The following is a 21,256-nucleotide window of genomic DNA, read 5'->3' on the forward strand; positions in this document are numbered from 1 at the left end:
CGGGTGTCGACGGGGTGGCGGGGGTCGGCGTCCCGGTCGGGGCGGCGTTCTGGTCGGAACCGTGCGTGTGGGTCATGGGCGATAGGTTGGCACCCGTGACGACCTCCGCGCGACCTCGCCTCCTGCTCATCGACGGACACTCCATGGCCTACCGCGCGTTCTTCGCGCTCCCGGCGGAGAACTTCTCGACGACCACGGGGCAGCACACGAACGCGGTCTACGGGTTCACCTCGATGCTCATCAACCTCCTGCGGGACGAGGAGCCCACGCACGTCGCCGTCGCGTTCGACGCCGGGCGCCAGTCCTTCCGCACCGAGATCCTGCCCAGCTACAAGGGCACGCGGGAGTCCACCCCCGAACCGTTCCGGGGCCAGGTGCCGCTCATCAAGGAGATCCTGGAGACGCTGCACATCCCGACGCTCGAGCGCGAGGGCTACGAGGCGGACGACATCTTCGCGACCCTCGCGACGCAGGGGGCCGCGGCCGGGATGGAGGTGCTCGTCTGCTCGGGGGACCGGGACTCGTTCCAGCTCGTCGGCCCCGACGTCACGGTGCTCTACCCGAAGAAGGGCGTCTCCGAGCTCGCGCGCATGGACAGCGCCGCCGTCGTCGAGAAGTACGGCGTGCCGCCCGAGCGCTACCCGGACCTCGCCGCCCTCGTCGGCGAGACGTCCGACAACCTGCCGGGCATCCCCGGCGTCGGTCCCAAGACGGCCGCCAAGTGGATCACGGCGTACGGCGACCTGGACGGCCTGCTGGACCACGCGGACGAGATCAAGGGCAAGGCGGGGGAGAACCTGCGGGCGCACCTCGACCAGGTCCGCCTCAACCGGCAGCTCAACGCGCTCCTGCGCGACCTCGAGCTGCCCGTCGGCCCCGACGACCTCGCGACCCGTCCCTGGGACCGCGAGGCCGCCCACCGCGTGCTCGACGCCCTGGAGTTCCGCGCCCTGCGCGACCGGCTCTTCGCGATCGCCCCCGAGGGCGAGGTCGCGGCCGAGGCGGGGTTCGACGTCGCGCTCGCCGACGTCCTGCCGGGGGGCCTGGGCGCCTGGCTGGCCGAGCACGGCACGCGCCCGCTGGGCGTCGAGGTGGCCGGCAAGGTCGTGCCGGGCGGCGGGGACGCGTGGGGCCTCGCGGTGTCCGACGACGCCGGGGCGGCCGTCGCGCTCGAGCTCGCCGACGTCGCAGGCGCCGACGACGAGGCGCTCGCCGCGTGGCTCGCCGACCCGGAGCGACCCAAGGTCGTGCACGGCGTGAAGTCGGCCTGGCACGAGCTCGCGGCGCGCGGCTACGACCTCGCGGGCGTCACGTTCGACACCGAGCTCGCCGCGTACCTGTGCCACCCCGACCAGCGGGGGTACGACCTGGGCGACCTCGTCGTGCGGCACCTGCACCGCGAGCTGCGCCCGGACACGGAGGCGGGCAACGACGCGCAGGGCGCGCTCGACCTCTCGCTCGACGGCAGCGGCGAGCAGGAGCGCGACGCGGTGCGCGCGCTCGCCGTCGCCCAGCTCGGCGAGGTCCTCGCGGGCGAGCTCGAGGACCGGGGGGCCACCACGCTCCTCGCCGACCTCGAGCTGCCGCTGTCCCAGGTGCTCGCGCGCATGGAGCAGCGCGGCATCGCGGCGGACGTCACGTACCTGCGCGAGCTCGAGCAGCACTTCGGCGACCTCGTCGCGACCGCCGCGTCGGAGGCCTACGCCGTCATCGGGCGCGAGGTGAACCTGGGCTCCCCGAAGCAGCTCCAGGAGGTGCTGTTCGACCAGCTCGGGATGCCCAAGACGAAGAAGATCAAGACGGGCTACACGACCGACGCGTCGGCGCTCGCGGACCTCTTCGTCAAGACGCAGCACCCGTTCCTCGAGCACCTGCTCGCCCACCGCGACGCGTCGCGGCTGCGCCAGACGGTCGAGGGGCTGCTGAAGTCCGTCGCCGACGACGGCCGCATCCACACGACGTTCCAGCAGACGATCGCGGCGACGGGCCGGCTCAGCTCGACCGAGCCGAACCTCCAGAACATCCCGATCCGCACCGAGGCGGGCCGGCGCATCCGGCGCGCGTTCGTCGTCGGCGAGGGCTACGAGACGCTCATGACGGCCGACTACAGCCAGATCGAGATGCGCATCATGGCGCACCTCTCGGGCGACGAGGGTCTCATCGAGGCGTTCCGGTCCGGGGAGGACCTGCACTCCTACGTCGGGTCGCGCGTGTTCGAGGTCCCGGCGGCCGAGGTCACGCCCGCGATGCGCTCGAAGATCAAGGCGATGTCGTACGGCCTCGCGTACGGGCTGTCGGCGTTCGGGCTCTCGCAGCAGCTCACCATCGAGGTGGGCGAGGCCCAGAAGCTCATGGACGACTACTTCGAGCGCTTCGGCGGCGTGCGCGACTACCTCACGGGCGTCGTCGACGAGGCGCGGGCCACGGGCTACACGGCCACCATCCTCGGGCGCCGCCGGTACCTGCCGGACCTCACGAGCGACAACCGGCAGCGCCGCCAGATGGCGGAGCGCATGGCCCTCAACGCGCCGATCCAGGGCAGCGCGGCCGACATCATCAAGGTCGCGATGCTCAACGTGCAGCGCGCGATCGACGAGCGCGGGCTGCGCTCACGGCTGCTCCTCCAGGTGCACGACGAGCTCGTGGTCGAGGTGGCCCCGGGAGAGCGCGACGCCGTCGAGGAGGTGCTGCGCACGCAGATGGGTGCCGCAGCGGACCTCGACGTGCCGCTCGACGTCTCGGTCGGCGTCGGCGCCACGTGGCACGAGGCGGGTCACTGACCCGCGCGTGTCAGCCCGGGAGGCGCGTGCGGAAGATCGCCGTCCCGGGCAGGTAGGCGCCGCGCACCGGTCCCCATCCGCCCCACACCTCGGCGTTGTCGGCGGGCCACTCGGGCTCGACGACGTCGCGCAGCTCCAGCCCGGCGGCGACCACCTCGCGCACGTGGTCGCCCAGGGTGCGGTGGTATTCGGCGTAGACGACACGGCCGGCCGCGTCGGTCTCGACGTAGGGCCGGCGGTCGAAGTAGGACCGGTTCGCGGTCAGCCCGTGCTCGCTCGGGTCGTCGGGGAACGCCCACCGGGTCGGGTGCGTCACCGAGAACGTCCACGTGCCGCCGGGCCGCAGCACGCGCGCGACCTCGCGGTGGACGGCCGCCGCGTCGGGCACGAACGGGATCGCGCCGAACGAGGTGAACGCGACGTCGAACGTGGCGTCGGCGAACGGGAGCCGGCGCGCGTCGGCCTGGACGGCCGGGACGCGCACGCCCGTCGCCCGGTCCAGCGCCGCCCCCGCGGCGAGCATGCCGCCGGACACGTCCGTCGCGACGACCTCCGCCCCCTGCGTGACGAGCCAGCGCGAGCACTGCGCCGCGCCCGCGCCGACCTCGAGCACCCGGCGCCCCGCGACGTCGCCGAGCAGCCGCGCGTCCCGCTCGCGCAGGCCCTCCGGGCACCAGCAGAAGTCCGCCGCGCCGAGGAAGGCCCCGTGCTCGTGGAGGTACTCCTGCGCGTTGGCGTCCCACCAGCCGCGGCCGGCGCGGCCGCCCTCGGTCGCGGGCACGTCGCGGTAGCCGGCGTCGGCGGTCGGACCGGGGGTCGCGCCCGAGGGCGCGACGACGGGCGGCTCGGGCGAGGAGGACGCGCTCATGCCCCCATTCTCCCGGTCCCGCCGCACGGCCCGTCCGGTCGGGACCTTGGTCGTCGGCGTGCCCGCGGACCGGGACGGGCGATGACCCGTCGCGCGGGGGTGGCTAGGGTTGAGGGCGACGCGGTGCCGCGGAGGTCGGCACCTCCGTCGACGCCCGGCATGCGCGCGAGGCCGCGCGACGCGACGACGAGACGGAGGAACAGGTGCGCATCGGACTTCTCACCGGCGGGGGCGACTGCCCCGGGCTGAACGCGGCGATCCGGGCCGTGGTCAAGCAGGGGACGGGGGAGTACGGGCACACCATCATCGGCTTCCGCAACGGCTGGCGCGGCGTCGTCGACGGCGACGTGCACCCGCTCGGCCGCCAGGACATCCGGAACGTCCTGCCCGTGGGCGGCACGCTGCTCGGCACCGCGCGGTTCCACCCGCGCGAGGAGGACGGCAGCATGGACGCCGTGCTCGCGACGGTCGAGGCCGAGCACCTCGACGCCCTGATCTGCATCGGCGGCGACGGCACGCTGCACGCGGCGAGCCGCGTCGCGGAGGCGGGCGTGAAGATCGTCGCCATCCCCAAGACGATCGACAACGACGTCGAGGGCACGGACCTGTCGATCGGGTTCCACACCGCCGTGAACATCGCGACGGAGGCGCTCGACCGCGTGCACACGACGGCGGAGAGCCACAACCGCGTCATGGTGGTCGAGGTCATGGGCCGCCACGCCGGCTGGATCGCGGTCAACGCGGGCATCGCCGGCGGCGCCGAGGTCGTGCTCGCGCCGGAGCAGCCGTTCGACATCGACCAGGTCGTGAAGTTCCTCCGCCACCGGCACCGCGCGCACGCGAACTTCTCGATCGTCGTCGTGGCCGAGGGCGCCGTGCCGCGCGAGGGGTCGTCGATGGAGTTCACGCAGCAGCTCGGCCGGTTCGGGGAGATCGTCGCCGGCTCCATCGGGGAGCGCGTGAGCGCCGAGATCGCGGAGCGCACCGGGTTCGACACCCGGCTCACGGTGCTCGGCCACGTGCAGCGCGGGGGCGAGCCCACGCCGACCGACCGGATCCTCGGCAGCCGCTTCGGCGTCGCGGCCGTGGACGCCGTGAGCGCGGGGACGTCGGGCGTCATGACGGCGCTGCGGGGCGAGCGGGTCGAGCTCGTGCCGCTCGCGGAGGTCGCGGGCCGGCCGAAGCGGGTCCCGGAGGAGCTGCTGCGGGTCGCCCGCGTGCTCGCGTGACGTGGAACCGGTAGTCGGGACGCCCCGGCGGGGCGCGCAAGACGCGTTGACCGCCGGGGTGACACCCGGATAAGGTGGACGGCGGTGCGCTGCGCCTGCCTTCATCCCGAGCCACGACGTCGACCATGACGCCGGAGCGTCCGGGGGCGTCGGCGGGAGACGCGCCGAAAACCCTACCCGCTCGACTACACCTGTCCGCATCGGAGCATCGAACTCAATGACCATCTCTACCCCCGCGAAGTCCGCACCCCAGGTTGCCGTCAACGACATCGGCACCGAGGAGGACTTCCTCGCCGCCGTTGACGCGACCATCAAGTACTTCAACGACGGCGACATCGTCGAAGGCACGATCGTCAAGGTGGACCGCGACGAGGTCCTCCTCGACATCGGCTACAAGACCGAGGGCGTCATCCCCTCCCGCGAGCTGTCCATCAAGCACGACGTGGACCCCGGTGAGGTCGTCAACGTCGGCGACGCGGTCGAGGCCCTCGTCCTCCAGAAGGAGGACAAGGAAGGCCGTCTGATCCTGTCCAAGAAGCGCGCCCAGTACGAGCGCGCCTGGGGCACGATCGAGAAGATCAAGGAGGAGGACGGCGTCGTCACCGGCACCGTCATCGAGGTCGTCAAGGGTGGTCTCATCCTCGACATCGGCCTCCGTGGCTTCCTCCCGGCCTCCCTGGTGGAGATGCGTCGCGTCCGCGACCTCCAGCCGTACGTCGGCAAGGAGATCGAGGCGAAGATCATCGAGCTCGACAAGAACCGCAACAACGTCGTCCTCTCGCGCCGTGCCTGGCTCGAGCAGACGCAGTCCGAGGTCCGCTCCACCTTCCTGCAGACCCTGCAGAAGGGCCAGGTGCGCCCCGGTGTCGTCTCCTCGATCGTCAACTTCGGTGCGTTCGTGGACCTCGGCGGCGTCGACGGCCTCGTGCACGTCTCCGAGCTGTCCTGGAAGCACATCGACCACCCGTCCGAGGTCGTCGAGGTCGGCCAGGAGGTCACGGTCGAGGTCCTGGACGTCGACTTCGACCGCGAGCGCGTCTCGCTGTCGCTGAAGGCGACGCAGGAGGACCCGTGGCAGACGTTCGCCCGGACCCACGCGATCGGTCAGGTCGTCCCGGGCAAGGTCACCAAGCTCGTCCCGTTCGGTGCGTTCGTGCGCGTCGAGGACGGCATCGAGGGCCTCGTGCACATCTCGGAGCTGGCCGTGCGCCACGTCGAGCTGCCGGAGCAGGTCGTCAACGTCGGTGACGAGGTCTTCGTCAAGGTCATCGACATCGACCTCGAGCGCCGCCGCATCTCGCTGTCGCTCAAGCAGGCCAACGAGGGCGTGGACCCGGAGTCGGACGACTTCGACCCCGCGCTCTACGGCATGGCCGCCGAGTACGACGAGCAGGGGAACTACAAGTACCCCGAGGGCTTCGACCCGGAGACCAACGAGTGGCTCGAGGGCTTCGAGGCGCAGCGCGAGGCGTGGGAGGCGGAGTACGCCAAGGCGCACGAGCGCTGGGAGGCGCACCGCAAGCAGGTCGCCGAGGCCGTCAAGGCCGACTACGACGCCGCGTCGGGCGAGACCACGAGCTCCTCGAGCTCGTCGTCCTCCAGCACGTCCTACTCGTCGGCCCCGGCCGCCGAGGCGACGGGCACGCTCGCGTCGGACGAGGCGCTCGCCGCGCTCCGCGAGAAGCTCACGGGCAACTGACCCGGCCGGCGGCCCCGCGCGGGACGCCACGCTGAGCAGACGAAGGCCCGCCACCCCTCGGGGTGGCGGGCCTTCGCCATGTCCGGCACGTGCCCTGGCGCTCACGGCGCCGACCAGGTGGTCCTGGTCCGTCAACGGCCCCGGACGAGCCAGGACCACCTGGTCGACGCCCCGGGACCGCCTGCTCGGCGGTCGGTCGGACGTCAGGCGGTCGCGGGCGCGGGCTCGGGGGCCGTGGCAGCGGCCGGGACGGTGGCCGGGTCGGTGCCCGACGGCGCGGGCGAGTCGGCGAACTGCGTCCGGTAGAGCGTGGCGTAGCGCCCGCCACGAGCCAGGAGCTCGGTGTGCGTGCCCGTCTCGACGACCCGGCCGGCGTCGAGCACGACGATGAGGTCGGCCTCGCGGACGGTGGAGAGGCGGTGCGCGATGACGAGCGAGGTCCGGCCGCGCAGCGCCTCGGCGAGCGCGGCCTGGACCGCCGCCTCGGAGTCCGAGTCGAGGTGCGCCGTCGCCTCGTCGAGGACGACGAGCTGAGGGGCCTTGAGGAACACCCGGGCGATCGCGAGGCGCTGCCGCTCGCCGCCGGACATCCGGTAGCCGCGGTCGCCCACGACGGTGTCCATGCCGGACGGCAGGGCGGCGACGACGTCCCACACGTGCGCGCGCCGCAGCGCGGACTCGAGCTCGGCGTCGGTCGCGTCGGGCTTGGCGTACCGCAGGTTCTCCGCGATCGAGTCGTGGAACAGGTGCGCCTCCTGCGTGACCACGCCGACGGCGTCGTGCAGGCTCTCCTGCGTGACGTCGCGCAGGTCACGACCGGCGATCCGGACGTGGCCGGCGCTCGGGTCGTACATGCGCGTCACGAGCTGCGACACGGTGGTCTTGCCCGCGCCGGACGACCCGACGAGCGCGACCATCGCGCCCGCGGGCACGGAGAACGAGACGTCGTGGAGCGTGTCGGTGGTCGGGTCGGTGCCCTCGACGGCCACGGACTCGAGCGACGCGAGGGAGACCTCGGCCGCGCTCGGGTAGCGGAAGGTCACGCCGTCGAGCTCGAGGCTCGCGCCCTCGCGCGCGACGTCCGCGGCGAGGTCGTGAGCGTCGGGGGCGTCCGTGACGGTGGGCTCGAGGTCGAGCACCTCGAGCACGCGCTCGAAGCTGACGAGGGCCGTCATGACGTCGACCTGGACGTTCGACATCGCCGTCAGCGGGCCGTAGAGACGGCCCAGGTAGGCGGTGAGCGCGACGACCGTGCCGACGGTCAGCGAGCCCGAGATGGCCATGACGCCACCGAGACCGTAGACGATCGCGACGGCGACGGACGCGACGACCGTGAGACCGACGCGGAAGACCGTCCCGTACATGGCCTGGCGGACCCCGATGTCGCGGACCCGGCGCGCCTGGGCGGCGAACCGTGACGACTCGCGGTCCGGGTCGCCGAACACCTTGACGAGGTGGGCGCCCGCCACGTTGAAGCGCTCGTTCATCGTCTGCGCCGCCTCGGCGTTGAGCTCGTAGCTCTCCCGCGTGATCGCGGCGAGGCGCTTGCCGACCCAGCGGGCGGGCAGGACGAACGCGGGCAGGAGGGTGAGCGCGAGGAGGGTGAGCTGCCACGACATCGAGAGCATCGCGGCGAGCACGAACACGACGGTGAGCAGGTTGGAGAACACGTTCGACAGGGTCGACGTGAACGCCTGCTGGGCGCCGAGGACGTCACCGTTGAGGCGCTGGACGAGCGCACCGGTGCGCGTCCGACTGAAGAAGGCGAGCGGCATGCGCTGGACGTGGTCGAAGACCGCGGTGCGCAGGTCGACGATGAGCCCCTCGCCGATGCGGGAGGAGAACCAGCGCTGCGCGACGCCGAGCGCGCCGGAGAGCACGGCGAGGCCGGCGGCGACCGCCGAGAGCGCGACGACGAGGCCGACGTCGCCCGCGGTGATGCCGTCGTCGATGATGCGCTGGAAGAGGAGCGGGGTGACGGCACCGGCGGCGGCGTCGACGGAGATGAGCACGAGGAACGCGGCGAGCTGGCGCCGGTAGGGCCGGGCGAACGTGAGCACCCGGCGGATCGTGCCGCGGTGCAACCGTCGGGAGGTGACGGAGGCGTCCTGGCGGAAGGAGCGCATGCCGCGCCCGCCGCCGGCGCCGGGGAGGGATGAGGGGAAGGACATGGGGCCTCCTGGGTGGGGGAGGGGCGCGTCGTCCGCGGCGGCGGTGGCCGTCCGGCGGGCGCGGTCCGAGGATCGCTCGCGCGACAACGATAGTGAGTCTAACTCACAATGAGCCGATACCACAAGTGGGCCCGGTCCCGGTACGCTCGGCCTCGTGACGACCGACGCGAGCCAGCCTGCCACGCCGGGCGCAGCCCCGGGCGGCCGAGCCACCTCCACCGACGAGGCGGGGGAGTTCCTCGCGCTCCTGCACGCCGCGCTGCGCAGCGTGCGCCGCGAGGCGAGCGAGCGGCTCGAGCCCGCGGGCACGACGCCCGGCCAGTTCCGGATGCTGCGCTTCCTCTCCCGCTGCGACGGCCCGTGCCGGCTCGGCGCGGTGGCGTCGGCGCTCGACGTCGCACCGCGCTCGGTCACCTCGAAGGTCGACGACGCCGAGCAGGCCGGTCTCGTGCGCCGCACCCCCGACCCGCAGGACCGTCGCGCCACGCTCGTCGAGCTGACGCCGCGCGGGCGCGAGGTCGTCGAGCAGGTCGGGGCGGAGAGGTCGTCGAGCGCGGGCACCCTGCTGGCCCGCCTGGACGCGCACGAGCGCGCCGAGCTGCTCCGACTGCTGCGCGCGGTCGCGGGCGAGCGGCCCGACGACGGCGAAGCGGCCGAGGGCGCCCCGGGGGCGGGGTCCTCCCGCTGAGCGGTGGCCGGACGTGGGGCCACCTCACGCCCCGACGCGGGGCGGTGCGCCGGCTGGCAGGATGGGACGCATGTTTCGCATCGGCCTGACCGGAGGAATAGCGGCGGGGAAGTCCGTCGCCCTCGCCCGCTTCGCCGAGCTGGGCGCGGTGGTCGTCGACTACGACGCCCTCGCGCGCGACGCCGTCGCGCCCGGCACCGTCGGCCTGGACGAGGTCGTCGAGGCCTTCGGCCCCGGGGTGCTCGGGGAGGACGGCGCGCTCGACCGGCCCGCGCTCGGGCGCGTGGTGTTCGGGGACGACGCCGCGCGCGAGCGGCTCAACGCGATCGTCCACCCCGAGGTGCGCCGCCTCGCCGCCGAGCGCGAGGCCGCGGCCGGTGCGGCCGACCCGCGGGCCGTCGTCGTGCACGACATCCCGCTCCTCGTCGAGACGGGCGACCCGGCGCGGTTCCATTGCGTCGTGGTCGTGCACACGCCCGAGGACGTCCGGGTGGACCGCCTCGTGACCTCGCGGGGGCTGAGCGAGGACGAGGCGCGCGCGCGGATCGCCGCGCAAGCCGACGACACGGCGCGCCTCGCGGCCGCGGACGTCACCCTCGACGGCTCGGGCGAGCCCGACGCGCTGCGCGCGCAGGTCGACGCGCTCTGGGCGCGCGTGCGCGCGGAGGTCGACGCGGAGGCGCTCGCGGAGCTCGAGGAGCGCGAGGCGTGACGGTCGTGGTGAGCGGCTTCGAGCCCTTCGGCGGCGACGCGACGAACCCCTCGTGGGAGACCGCCCAGCTCCTCGCGGAGCGCGGCGAGGAGCTCGTGGGGGACCGCGTGGTCGCCGTCCGGCTCCCCGTGACGTTCGCCGGGGCGTGGCCCGCGCTCGACGCCGTCGTCCGGGAGCACGACCCGGAGGTCGTCGTGGCGCTGGGGCTCGCGGGCGGCGCCGGGCGCGTGCGCCTCGAGCGCGTGGCCGTCAACGTGCGCGACGCCCGGATCCCCGACAACGCCGGGGCGCAGCCGGTCGACGTGCCCGTCGTGCCGGGGGCGCCCGTCGGCCACTGGTCCACGCTCCCGCTCAAGGCGTCGCTCGTCGCCGTCCGGGAGGCCGGTGTCCCCGTCGAGGTGTCCGGGACGGCCGGCACGTACGTGTGCAACGACGTGTTCTACGCCCTCATGCACCACTGGGGCTCCGTGGCGGGCCGCCGTGCGGGCTTCGTGCACGTGCCCGACGCCGGCGCAGTGCCCGTCGAGGACCAGGTGACCGCCGTCGCGGCCGTCGTGCGGCAGGCGCTCCGTGGCGCCCCCGAGCCGCGGGTCGCCGCGGGCACCGAGAGCTGAGCGGGCGCCGGGGCCGGCAGGTCGCCCTGCCGGCCCCGGCGCCGCGGACCGTCAGCCCGCCGCGCGACGACGGGCGACGACCACGAGCAGCGTCGCGCCCCCGGCGAGCAGGAGCGCCGCCACCACGGCGAGCACGACGACCGAGGAACCGGTCGAGGCCAGCCCGCCCCCGGGCGTCGATTCGCTGCTGGGGGCCGCCGACGGCGTCGGGTCCGTGCTCGCGACGGGCGTCGCCTCCGGAGCGGGCGTGCTCTCCGCGGCGGGCTCGCCGGGCACCTCGGCGCCGGGGGTCTCGGTGGTCGTCGGGGGCGTCGTCGTCTCGGTGCCACCCGGGGTCGGAGTCTCGGGAGTCGGCTCCGGCTCCGGCTCCGCGGCGACCGGGACGGGCTCGCACGGGCCCGCGAACGGGTAGTTGTGGTGCTCGATGCCGGCCCCGCCGGTGTACGCGACCGCGCCGTTCGCGAGGACGCGCCCGTTCGTCGACGTGGACACCGTGAGCGTCGCGTCGGCGCGCGGGACGACGATCGTGCCGGGGAACTGGTCGTTCGTGCCGAGCGCGACCTGCGTCGCGTCCGGGAACGCCCAGAGGAAGTGGGACGACAGGTACTGCGTCGCCTGGTAGAGGCGCACGCCGCCGTACGCGACGTACTGAAGGGACGGGATGCGCACCGTGGACCCGCTGACGCTGAGCAGCACCGGCCCGGTGCCGGAGACGTGCAGCTCGCGGAGCGAGGCGGCACCCTCCGCCGTGAGCGCGTACCGCGCGCCCGCCTCGACGGTCAGGACGCCGTTCTGCGGGTCGACCTGCTCGGCGCCGTCGGTCGCGTCGGCGGCGATGCCGGCGACGAGCGCGGGGAGCTCGTCGTAGGGCGCGAGCGCCGCGTCCCGGCCGACGCCCTGGCGCACGGACCCGTGCGTGCCGAGCGCGTTCGCGCTCTCGGTGCTCGGGGCCGAGCCCGTGATCGTGCCTCCGACGACGACGTTGCCGCCGCGCGACGCGTGGAACCCGACCTGGGTGTTCCGCGCGGTGGTGAGGTCGCCGCCGACGACGAGCATGTCGGTCCCGCCTGCGGGGGTGATCGCTGACCCGCCGCCGCCCGCGGTCCCGACGTTGAGCGAGCCAGCCCCCGCGAGGTCGGCGTCCCCGCCGACCACGACGCGGCCCTCGAGCTCGGTCGCGGTGGCGACGGTGAGCCCGCCGCCCGCCCAGATGCCGACGCCCGCGTCCTCCACCGCGGTGAGCTCGTAGACGCCGACGGGACGGGTCGTGGCGTCCGCGGAGCAGACGTCGTCGGCGCCGACGGCGGGCGTCGCGCTCGCGGGCGCGACGAAGCCGACCGACAGGGCCAGGGTGGTGAGGGCGATCAGGGGAATTCCGCGGGGGCGCGCGGGGTGCAGGCGCATGAGGGCTCCAGGTCGAGGGGTCGTTGGCCGTGCTGACGAGAGCTGCGCGCGGGCCTCCACGCCCGTGGCCGGCCGGTCGCCGGAGCTCCACGGGCGTCGGGGAGCGGGCAGGTCGAGGGAACACTAGGGGTTCGGCACCACGCCTTCCAAATTGCGCGCGGGTGAAGTCGGGTGTATGGGGTGAGCGGCCCGGCGAGGCGCTCCCGCGAACGATGTGGGTGGCTGGACGTACCGTGGACACATGCGTCCCGTGACCGATCTCCAGCGCGCCACCGCTCCGTTCGAGGTCATCTCCGAGTACCAGCCGTCGGGCGACCAGCCCACGGCCATCGCGGACCTCTCGCAACGCGTCCGCGCGGGCGAGAAGGACGTCGTGCTGCTCGGTGCCACCGGTACGGGGAAGTCCGCCACGACGGCCTGGCTGATCGAGGAGCTGCAGCGCCCGACCCTCGTCATGGCCCCCAACAAGACGCTCGCCGCGCAGCTCGCCACGGAGTTCCGCGAGCTGCTGCCGAACAACGCGGTCGAGTACTTCGTCTCGTACTACGACTACTACCAGCCCGAGGCGTACATCGCGCAGACGGACACCTACATCGAGAAGGACTCGTCCATCAACGACGAGGTGGAGCGGCTGCGCCACTCCGCGACGAGCTCGCTGCTCACGCGCCGGGACGTCGTCGTCGTGGCGTCCGTCTCGTGCATCTACGGCCTCGGCACCCCGCAGGAGTACGTCGACCGGATGGTGCGCCTCGACGTCGGGATGCAGGTGGAGCGCGACGACCTCCTGCGGCAGTTCGTCACGATGCAGTACACCCGCAACGACATGGCGTTCACGCGCGGCACGTTCCGCGTGCGCGGCGACACGGTCGAGATCATCCCGGTCTACGAGGAGCTCGCGGTTCGCATCGAGTTCTTCGGCGACGAGATCGAGAGCATCCAGACGCTGCACCCCCTCACGGGCGAGGTCATCCGCTCCGAGCCGAGCATCCACGTGTTCCCCGCGACGCACTACGTCGCCGGGCCGGAGCGCATGGAGCGCGCGATCTCCTCGATCGAGGCCGAGCTCACGGAGCGGCTCGACGAGCTCGAGCGGCAGAACAAGCTGCTCGAGGCGCAGCGCCTGCGCATGCGCACCACCTACGACATCGAGATGATGCGCCAGATCGGCACGTGCTCCGGGATCGAGAACTACTCCCGGCACATCGACGGCCGCGAGGCGGGGTCGCCCCCGAACACCCTGCTCGACTACTTCCCGGAGGACTTCCTCCTCGTCATCGACGAGTCGCACGTGACCGTGCCGCAGATCGGCGCGATGTTCGAGGGCGACATGTCGCGCAAGCGCAGCCTGGTGGACCACGGGTTCCGCCTGCCGAGCGCGATGGACAACCGCCCGTTGCGGTGGGAGGAGTTCGTCGAGCGCATCGGCCAGACCGTGTACCTGTCGGCCACGCCGGGCGACTACGAGCTCTCGATGGCGGACGGCGTGGTCGAGCAGATCATCCGCCCGACGGGTCTCGTGGACCCCGAGGTGATCGTCAAGCCGACCACCGGCCAGATCGACGATCTCCTGCACGAGATCCGAGAGCGGGTCGACCGCGACGAGCGCGTGCTGGTCACGACGCTCACCAAGAAGATGGCCGAGGACCTCACGGACTACCTGCTCGAGAAGGACGTGCGGGTCCGCTACCTCCACTCGGAGGTCGACACGCTGCGCCGCGTCGAGCTGCTGCGCGAGCTGCGCCTCGGCGAGTACGACGTCCTCGTCGGCATCAACCTGCTGCGCGAGGGCCTCGACCTGCCCGAGGTCTCGCTCGTCGCGATCCTCGACGCCGACAAGGAGGGCTTCCTGCGCTCGCCCAAGTCGCTCATCCAGACGATCGGGCGCGCGGCCCGCAACGTGTCCGGCCAGGTGCACATGTACGCGGACCGGATCACGCCGGCGATGGCCGCGGCGATCGAGGAGACCGAGCGTCGCCGCGAGAAGCAGATCGCGTACAACACCGAGCACGGCGTCGACCCGACGCCGCTGCGCAAGCGCATCTCCGACGTGACCGACATGCTCGCGCGCGAGGACGTGGACACCGCCGAGCTCCTGGCCGGTGGCTACCGCCAGCCGGGCAAGGGCGCGAAGGGCAAGGCCCCGGTGCCGGGCGGCCCGAAGGAGGGTGCGTCGTCGGGGAACCGGCTCGCGGGCGCGGCGGCGAGCGACCTCGCGGAGCTCATCCAGGAGCTGAGCGACCAGATGCACGCGGCCGCGGGCGAGCTCCAGTTCGAGCTCGCGGCCCGGCTGCGCGACGAGATCTCGGGGCTCAAGAAGGAGCTGCGCCAGATGCACGCCGCGACGGCCTGACCGGTCCTGGGGGACCGGCCGGGCGTCGCCGCGGGCGTGCCCGCGGAACAGTCCACGGTGGCGTGGTGTTGTCACACGAGCAGGAGCGATGGCCTATGCTGGCTCCTCGTTGAAGGGGAGTATTCCTCCGCGGTGATGTCGTCATCACGGTCGGCGCAGTCGTCGGCCCGGTGTCACCGGTCCCGCAACCACCAGCCCGCGTCTCGGACGCGCGCGCATGGCGGTGCGTGGCGGAAGAGACCTTCGGTACTCAGTGCTACGTACCGGAGGTTTCTGCATGGACGTCCCCGTCTGGGCCTGGCTCGTCACCATCGGCGTGATCCTCGCGATGCTCGCCGTCGACTACGTCGGCCACGTGCGCACGCCGCACGCCCCGAGCCTGCGCGAGGCCAGCTGGTGGTCCGCGGGCTACGTCGCCGTCGCGGTGCTGTTCGGCGGCATCGTCTGGGCCGTCTGGGGGTCGACGTACGGCGGCGAGTACTTCGCCGGCTACATCACCGAGAAGAGCCTGTCGGTCGACAACCTCTTCGTCTTCGTGCTCATCATGACGAGCTTCCGCGTCCCGCGGCTGTACCAGCAGAAGGTCCTGCTGATCGGCATCACGATCGCGCTCGTCCTGCGGACGATCTTCATCCTCCTGGGCGCCGCGCTCATCGAGAACTTCAGCTGGATCTTCTACGTCTTCGGCGCGTTCCTGCTGTACACCGCGTGGACGCAGGTGAAGGCGGGCTCCGGTCACGACGAGGAGTTCCACGAGAACGGCGCGCTCAAGCTGACCCGCCGCCTGTTCCCGACGACGGAGACGTACGTCGAGGACAAGATGACGACCAAGATCGACGGGAAGCGCTTCATCACCCCGATGCTCATCGTCATGATCGCGATCGGCAGCGCCGACCTGCTGTTCGCCGTCGACTCGATCCCCGCGATCTTCGGCCTCACGCAGGAGACGTACCTCGTGTTCGCGGCCAACGCGTTCTCGCTGCTCGGCCTGCGCCAGCTCTACTTCCTCATCGACGGCCTGCTGGACCGCCTCGTCTACCTCGCCTACGGCCTCGCCGCGATCCTCGGCTTCATCGGCGTGAAGCTGCTCATCCACGCGCTGCACAAGAACGAGGTGCCGTTCATCAACGGCGGTGAGCACATCACCGTCATCCCGGAGATCCCGACCGCCCTGTCCCTCGGGTTCATCGTCGTCGTGCTCACGATCACCACGGTCGCGAGCCTCGCCAAGGACCGCGCCGACCGTCGACGCGAGGCCGAGATCTCGGAGGGCTGACCACCGATGGTTCACGAACTTCCCGTCTGGTTCGAGTGGGCGTCGCTGTCGGCGCTCGCCGTCCTGCTCCTCGTCGACCTGTTCGTCGTCGGGCGCCGGCCGCACGTCCCGTCCATGCGCGAGAGCGCGCTGTGGGTCGGGTTCTACGTCGCGCTCGCGCTCGTCTTCGGGGCGGTCGTCGGAGCGGTGGGGGGCGCGGCACCGGCCGGGGAGTTCTACGCCGGGTGGCTCACCGAGTACAGCCTCTCGGTGGACAACCTGTTCGTGTTCGTGATCATCATGGCGCGCTTCGCGGTCCCGCGGGAGCAGCAGCAGCGCGTCCTCATGGTCGGGATCATCGTCGCGCTCGTCCTGCGGGGAGCGTTCATCCTGGCGGGCGCGGCGATCATCTCGCAGTTCGTCTGGGTGTTCTACCTGTTCGGCGCGTTCCTCGTGTACACGGCGATCAAGCTCGTGGCGGGCGGCGACGAGCCCGAGGAGTACCACGAGAACCGCGCCGTCCGGGCGCTGCGCCGGGTCCTGCCGCTCGGCACCCGGTACGACGGCGGCCGGCTGCGCACGGTCGAGGACGGCAAGCGGGTCTTCACGCCGCTCGTCGTCGTGTTCCTCGCGATCGGCAGCACCGACCTGCTGTTCGCGTTCGACTCGATCCCGGCCATCTTCGGGCTCACGCAGGACCCGTTCATCGTCTTCACGACGAACGTCTTCGCCCTCATGGGGCTGCGCCAGCTCTACTTCCTGCTGGGCGGTCTGCTCGAGCGGCTGGTCTACCTGCCGATCGGCCTGGCCGTCATCCTCGGGTTCATCGGCGTCAAGCTCATCCTCGAGGCCCTGCACGAGAACACGCTGCCGTTCATCAACGGCGGCGAGCACCTCGAGGCGGTGCCGACGGTCCCCATCTGGCTCTCGCTCGTGGTGATCGTCGGGGCGCTCGCGGTCACGACCGTCGCGAGCCTGCTGCGCACCCGCGCGCTGCACGCACGGAGCGAGCCGGCGGACGGCGAGCAGCCCGGGACCGCGGCGTCGTCCACGGAGGACGTCACGGAGGACGCCACGGAGACCGTGACCGACGAGGCGCCCGCCGCGGGGGGGACCCCGCCGCAGGGCGGCGGGGTCCCCCGTGGGGGTGCCGCGCGCTAGCGCGCGGCCCGGCTCAGACGCGGTCCGCCCAGTCGCCGATCACCGGCGACCACGGGCGGACCGCGCGCTGTGCGACCAGCCCGGCGCGCGCGAAGGGGTCCTCGTCGAGGACCGCGGCGACGGCGTCGGGCGTCTCCCCGTCGAGGACGAGCAGCGCTCCGGCGGGCGCGCCCTCGTGGGCCGGAAGCGGACCGGACGCGAGGAGCGTGCCCCGGGTGTGGAGGGCGGCGAGGAACGCGCGGTGCTCGGGTCGCAGGGCGTCGAGCTCGGCGCTGCGGTCGGCGTAGACGTAGGTGACGGCGTGGATCGGCATGGAGCCAGTGAACCAGGCCGTCCCGACGGCGTGCGGTCCGGTCCGCGCCTCGGCTGCGCCCCGTGCTCCTTGCCGCCCGCTACCGGCCGGCCGCTACCTGACCCGCGCTACCAGCCCCGCTCGCGCCACTCGGCGAGGTGCGGCCGCTCGGCACCGAGCGTCGTGTCGGCGCCGTGACCGGGGTAGACCCACGTGGCGTCGTCGAACCGGTCGAAGACCCGCCCGACGACGTCGGACAGCAGGCTCGCGAACCGCGCCGGGTCGCGGTCGGTGTTCCCGACCCCGCCGGGGAAGAGCGAGTCCCCGGTGAACAGGTGCACCCGGCCAGGCACGGCCTCGGGCTCGGCGACGTCGTCCGGCTCGCGGTAGGCGAGCGCGACGGAGCCCGGCGTGTGCCCGCGCAGCGCCACGACCTCGAGGTCGATCGCGCCCACCCGCAGCACGTCCCCGTGCCGCACGCGGCGGGCGACGGCCACGCCGGACGCCGCGGCGACCGCGTCCGCGTCGGGCTCGCCGGCAGCCGACGACGCGCCCGTCGCGGCGACGACCGGCGCGAGCGCCCGGAGATGGTCGGCGTGCCGGTGCGTCGTGACGACGCCGTCCAGCCGTCCCGACGGCGAGCCCGCCCGCACGAGGTCGAGCACGTCGTCGGGCGCGTCGGCGGCGTCGACGAGGAGCTGGGCACCGGTGCGCCGGCACGTGAGGAGGTAGACGCCGTTCGCGAGCGGCCCGACGGCGAGCTTGCGGATCTCGACCTCGTCGAGGCGTCGCAGGTCGTGCGGGCCGCCCACGGCGACCTGTCCGGTGTACGTCATGCGCCCAGTGTGCCGTCCGCTCGCGGCGGGCAGTGCGCCGCGACCCCGGGCCGCGGTGACCCGGGTCACGGCGGAGAGCCCGGACGTGGGGCGCTCGTGTGCGTTCGTCGGGTGCCGTGCGAAGGTGACGTCGAACACCTGTGCGAGTGTGGGTGGTCGGCCGTACGATGCTGCGGTGAGCAATCGCCTCGTCATCTCCGGTGCCCGCGAGCACAACCTGCGCAACGTCGACCTCGACCTCCCGCGCGACAAGCTCATCGTCTTCACGGGGCTCTCCGGCTCGGGCAAGTCGTCGCTCGCCTTCGACACCATCTTCGCGGAGGGGCAGCGCCGGTACGTCGAGTCGCTGTCCGCGTACGCGCGCCAGTTCCTCGGCCAGATGGACAAGCCGGACGTCGACTTCATCGAGGGCCTGTCGCCCGCGGTCTCGATCGACCAGAAGTCCACGAACCGCAACCCGCGCTCGACCGTCGGCACCATCACCGAGGTCTACGACTACCTGCGCCTGCTGTTCTCGCGCGCCGGGACGCAGCACTGCCCGGTGTGCGGCGAGCGCGTCACCGCGCAGACCCCGCAGCAGATCGTCGACCGCCTCCTCGAGCTCCCCGAGGGCACGCGCTACCAGGTCCTCGCCCCGGTCGTGCGCGGCCGCAAGGGCGAGTACTCCGAGCTCTTCAAGGAGCTCCAGACCAAGGGCTTCGCCCGTGCCCGCGTCGACGGCGAGGTGCGCACCCTCACGGACGTCCCGGCGCTCGAGAAGAAGCTCAAGCACGACATCGAGGTGGTCGTCGACCGCCTCGTCGCGCGCGAGGGCGTCCAGCGCCGGCTCACCGACTCCGTCGAGACGGCCCTCGGGCTCGCGGGCGGGCTCGTCGTCGTCGAGCTCGTCGACGCGGACGCGGACGACCCGGCCCGGGAGCGCCGTTTCTCGGAGAAGCGCGCGTGCCCGAACGACCACGAGCTCGCGCTCGACGAGATCGAGCCGCGCACGTTCTCCTTCAACGCGCCGTACGGCGCGTGCCCGGAGTGCACGGGCATCGGGTTCCGTCTCGAGGTGGACCCGGACCTCGTGGTGCCGGACGACGAGAAGTCTCTGCGCGAGGGCGCGGTCGCGCCGTGGGCGCAGATCTCGTCGGAGTACTTCGAGCGCGTCCTCACGGCGCTCGCGGACGACCTGGGCTTCTCCATGGACACGCCGTGGCGCGCGCTCCCCGAGCGGGCGAAGAAGGCCGTGCTCCACGGCCAGAACCACCAGGTGCACGTGCGGTACAAGAACCGCTGGGGCCGTGAGCGGCAGTACTCGACCGGGTTCGAGGGCGTCATCACCTTCCTCGAGCGCCGGCACACCGAGACCGAGTCGGACTGGTCGAAGGAGAAGTACGAGGCCTTCATGCGCGAGGTCCCGTGCCCCGTGTGCCAGGGGGCCCGGCTCAAGCCGGAGGTGCTCGCGGTCAAGGTCGGCGGCAGGTCCATCTGGGACGTGTGCCGCCTGCCCCTGCGCGAGGCCGCGGCGTTCCTCGGGTCGCTCGAGCTGGGAGCGCGCGAGCGCGCCATCGCGACCGAGGTCCTCAAGGAGATCGACGCGCGCCTCGGGTTCCTGCTCGACGTCGGCCTCGACTACCTCTCGCTCGAGCGACCGGCCGCGACGCTCTCCGGCGGCGAGGCGCAGCGCATCCGGCTCGCGACGCAGATCGGATCGGGCCTGGTCGGCGTGCTCTACGTGCTGGACGAGCCGAGCATCGGCCTGCACCAGCGCGACAACCGCCGGCTCATCGAGACGCTCACGCGCCTGCGCGACCTCGGGAACACGCTCATCGTCGTCGAGCACGACGAGGACACCATCCGCACCGCGGACTGGGTCGTCGACATCGGCCCGGGGGCGGGGGAGCACGGGGGGCGCGTCGTGCACTCGGGCGACTACGCGGGCCTGCTCGAGGCGCCGGAGTCCGTCACGGGCGCGTACCTGTCGGGGCGGCGCAGCATCCCGCTCCCGGCGCAGCGGCGCCCGACGGACCCGGGCCGTCAGATCAAGGTGGTCGGTGCGCGCGAGCACAACCTCACGGGCATCGACGTGAGCTTCCCGCTCGGCACGTTCACCGCGGTGACGGGCGTCTCCGGCTCCGGCAAGTCCACGCTCGTGAACTCGATCCTCTACACCGTGCTCGCCAACGAGCTCAACGGGGCCCGGCAGGTCGCGGGCCGCCACACGCGCGTCACCGGCCTCGAGCACCTCGACAAGGTCGTGCACGTGGACCAGGGCCCGATCGGGCGCACGCCGCGGTCGAACCCCGCGACGTACACCGGCGTGTGGGACCACGTGCGCAAGCTGTTCGCGGAGACGACCGAGGCCAAGGTGCGCGGGTACACGCCGGGCCGGTTCTCGTTCAACGTCAAGGGCGGCCGCTGCGAGGCGTGCTCTGGCGACGGCACGCTGAAGATCGAGATGAACTTCCTCCCGGACGTCTACGTGCCGTGCGAGGTGTGCCACGGCGCGCGCTACAACCGCGAGACGCTCGAGGTGCACTTCAAGGGCAAGACCGTCGCGGACGTGCTCGACATGCCGATCGAGGAGGCGTCCGAGTTCTTCGCGGCCGTGCCCGCGATCTCGCGGCACCTCAAGACGCTCGTCGAGGTCGGCCTGGGCTACGTCCGGCTCGGGCAGCCGGCCCCGACGCTCTCGGGCGGCGAGGCGCAGCGCGTCAAGCTCGCGAGCGAGCTGCAGAAGCGCTCGACGGGCCGCACGATCTACGTGCTCGACGAGCCGACGACGGGCCTGCACTTCGAGGACATCCGCAAGCTGCTCGGCGTGCTCCAGTCGCTGGTCGACAAGGGCAACAGCGTCCTCGTCATCGAGCACAACCTCGACGTCATCAAGAGCGCGGACTGGGTCGTCGACATGGGCCCCGAGGGCGGCTCCGGCGGCGGCAAGGTCGTCGCGCAGGGGACGCCCGAGCAGGTCGCGCGCGTGGAGGCGAGCCACACCGGGCGCTTCCTCGCGGAGATCCTCGAGGGGCACGACCCCGTGCCCGTCGGGCCCGCGCCGTCGGCGTCCTCCGGGGCGTCGGCGCCTGCGGCGAAGGCCGGCAAGTCGACGAAGGGCCGGTCCGCGGCGGCGCGTCGGGCGACCGACGAGAAGCCGAAGACGGGGCGCCGCAAGGCGTCCGCGGCGTAACGACGGTGCGGCGCGGGTGCGGGCT

The 21,256-nt window shown here is 72.8% G+C and carries 15 protein-coding genes; 10 read left to right on the forward strand and 5 right to left on the reverse strand.

Translation table 11 applies throughout. From position 1 onward, the window contains the following. Positions 1-74 precede the first annotated feature (74 nt). Entirely contained in the window at positions 75-2,780 is a 2,706-nt protein-coding gene (gene polA, locus B8281_RS12460; protein ID WP_085387879.1) for a DNA polymerase I, read from the forward strand. Between the two features lie 10 nt (positions 2,781-2,790). Here polA and B8281_RS12465 read toward each other — a convergent pair whose 3' ends face one another. Beyond that, a complete protein-coding gene (locus B8281_RS12465; protein WP_034651011.1) occupies positions 2,791-3,648 on the reverse strand; it encodes a class I SAM-dependent methyltransferase in 858 nt (285 codons plus the stop codon). 203 nt (positions 3,649-3,851) lie between these two features. On the opposite strand from B8281_RS12465, the gene B8281_RS12470 reads away from it, so the two are divergent. Together B8281_RS12470 and rpsA are read left to right on the forward strand one after the other, a co-directional pair. Beyond that, entirely contained in the window at positions 3,852-4,877 is a 1,026-nt protein-coding gene (locus B8281_RS12470) for a 6-phosphofructokinase (RefSeq protein WP_034651013.1), read from the forward strand. 217 nt (positions 4,878-5,094) lie between these two features. Further along, positions 5,095-6,576: a 30S ribosomal protein S1 gene (gene rpsA / locus B8281_RS12475; protein ID WP_021483115.1), complete on the forward strand. Its 1,482-nt coding sequence runs from the start codon at positions 5,095-5,097 to the stop codon at positions 6,574-6,576. Positions 6,577-6,779: 203 nt separating this feature from the next. On the opposite strand, the gene B8281_RS12480 is transcribed toward rpsA, so the two are convergent. Next, positions 6,780-8,747 carry an ABC transporter ATP-binding protein gene (locus tag B8281_RS12480; protein WP_114552746.1) on the reverse strand — a complete coding sequence of 656 codons (1,968 nt, stop codon included), beginning with the start codon at positions 8,745-8,747 and terminating at the stop codon, positions 6,780-6,782. 154 nt (positions 8,748-8,901) lie between these two features. On the opposite strand from B8281_RS12480, the gene B8281_RS12485 reads away from it, so the two are divergent. The 3 genes from B8281_RS12485 to B8281_RS12495 all read left to right on the forward strand — a co-directional run bounded on the left by B8281_RS12485 (position 8,902) and on the right by B8281_RS12495 (position 10,761). Next, a complete protein-coding gene (locus tag B8281_RS12485) occupies positions 8,902-9,435 on the forward strand; it encodes a MarR family winged helix-turn-helix transcriptional regulator (RefSeq protein ID WP_085387880.1) in 534 nt (177 codons plus the stop codon). A gap of 70 nt (positions 9,436-9,505) precedes the next feature. Beyond that, on the forward strand, positions 9,506-10,147 hold the full coding sequence (gene coaE, locus B8281_RS12490; protein ID WP_043651170.1) for a dephospho-CoA kinase: 642 nt from the start codon (positions 9,506-9,508) through the stop codon (positions 10,145-10,147). Beyond that, positions 10,144-10,761, forward strand: a complete 618-nt coding sequence (locus B8281_RS12495; RefSeq protein ID WP_043651167.1) for a pyroglutamyl-peptidase I — start codon at positions 10,144-10,146, stop codon at positions 10,759-10,761. The genes coaE and B8281_RS12495 overlap by 4 nt, the downstream gene beginning before the upstream one ends. 51 nt (positions 10,762-10,812) lie before the next feature. Here B8281_RS12495 and B8281_RS12500 read toward each other — a convergent pair whose 3' ends face one another. Then, positions 10,813-12,165: a choice-of-anchor A family protein gene (locus tag B8281_RS12500; protein WP_043651163.1), complete on the reverse strand. Its 1,353-nt coding sequence runs from the start codon at positions 12,163-12,165 to the stop codon at positions 10,813-10,815. Positions 12,166-12,406: 241 nt separating this feature from the next. Between B8281_RS12500 and uvrB the strand changes: the two genes are divergently transcribed. From uvrB to B8281_RS12515, 3 genes are all read left to right on the forward strand, one after another. Next, on the forward strand, positions 12,407-14,515 hold the full coding sequence (gene uvrB, locus B8281_RS12505) for an excinuclease ABC subunit UvrB (protein ID WP_031315536.1): 2,109 nt from the start codon (positions 12,407-12,409) through the stop codon (positions 14,513-14,515). Positions 14,516-14,792: 277 nt separating this feature from the next. Further along, positions 14,793-15,791, forward strand: a complete 999-nt coding sequence (locus B8281_RS12510; protein ID WP_034655130.1) for a TerC family protein — start codon at positions 14,793-14,795, stop codon at positions 15,789-15,791. Positions 15,792-15,797: 6 nt separating this feature from the next. After that, a complete protein-coding gene (locus B8281_RS12515; RefSeq protein WP_085387881.1) occupies positions 15,798-16,931 on the forward strand; it encodes a TerC family protein in 1,134 nt (377 codons plus the stop codon). 13 nt (positions 16,932-16,944) lie between these two features. On the opposite strand, the gene B8281_RS12520 is transcribed toward B8281_RS12515, so the two are convergent. After that, on the reverse strand, positions 16,945-17,244 hold the full coding sequence (locus tag B8281_RS12520) for a YciI family protein (RefSeq protein ID WP_034655132.1): 300 nt from the start codon (positions 17,242-17,244) through the stop codon (positions 16,945-16,947). A gap of 107 nt (positions 17,245-17,351) precedes the next feature. Next, the gene (locus B8281_RS12525; protein ID WP_085388753.1) at positions 17,352-18,059 is read right to left on the reverse strand and encodes an MBL fold metallo-hydrolase; all 708 of its coding nucleotides are present in this window, start codon (positions 18,057-18,059) and stop codon (positions 17,352-17,354) included. A 175-nt stretch (positions 18,060-18,234) separates the two neighbouring features. On the opposite strand from B8281_RS12525, the gene uvrA reads away from it, so the two are divergent. After that, positions 18,235-21,231 (forward strand): excinuclease ABC subunit UvrA, encoded by a 2,997-nt coding sequence (gene uvrA, locus B8281_RS12530; protein WP_051027439.1) that lies wholly within the window; start codon positions 18,235-18,237, stop codon positions 21,229-21,231. The last annotated feature ends 25 nt before the right edge of the window (positions 21,232-21,256 follow it).

It is taken from the genome of Cellulosimicrobium sp. TH-20 (assembly GCF_002105775.1).
In the GTDB taxonomy this organism is placed as follows: domain Bacteria; phylum Actinomycetota; class Actinomycetes; order Actinomycetales; family Cellulomonadaceae; genus Cellulosimicrobium; species Cellulosimicrobium funkei.

Excerpts from the sequence above, each read along its gene's own strand:
- B8281_RS12520 (WP_034655132.1), bottom strand. The coding sequence starts at position 17,244 with ATGCCGATCCACGCCGTCACCTACGTCTACGCCGACCGCAGCGCCGAG.
- uvrB (WP_031315536.1), top strand. The coding sequence starts at position 12,407 with ATGCGTCCCGTGACCGATCTCCAGCGCGCCACCGCTCCGTTCGAGGTC.
- B8281_RS12525 (WP_085388753.1), bottom strand. The coding sequence starts at position 18,059 with ATGACGTACACCGGACAGGTCGCCGTGGGCGGCCCGCACGACCTGCGA.
- rpsA (WP_021483115.1), top strand. The coding sequence starts at position 5,095 with ATGACCATCTCTACCCCCGCGAAGTCCGCACCCCAGGTTGCCGTCAAC.
- B8281_RS12480 (WP_114552746.1), bottom strand. The coding sequence starts at position 8,747 with ATGTCCTTCCCCTCATCCCTCCCCGGCGCCGGCGGCGGGCGCGGCATG.
- polA (WP_085387879.1), top strand. The coding sequence starts at position 75 with ATGGGCGATAGGTTGGCACCCGTGACGACCTCCGCGCGACCTCGCCTC.
- B8281_RS12465 (WP_034651011.1), bottom strand. The coding sequence starts at position 3,648 with ATGAGCGCGTCCTCCTCGCCCGAGCCGCCCGTCGTCGCGCCCTCGGGC.
- B8281_RS12500 (WP_043651163.1), bottom strand. The coding sequence starts at position 12,165 with ATGCGCCTGCACCCCGCGCGCCCCCGCGGAATTCCCCTGATCGCCCTC.
- B8281_RS12515 (WP_085387881.1), top strand. The coding sequence starts at position 15,798 with ATGGTTCACGAACTTCCCGTCTGGTTCGAGTGGGCGTCGCTGTCGGCG.
- coaE (WP_043651170.1), top strand. The coding sequence starts at position 9,506 with ATGTTTCGCATCGGCCTGACCGGAGGAATAGCGGCGGGGAAGTCCGTC.
- B8281_RS12510 (WP_034655130.1), top strand. The coding sequence starts at position 14,793 with ATGGACGTCCCCGTCTGGGCCTGGCTCGTCACCATCGGCGTGATCCTC.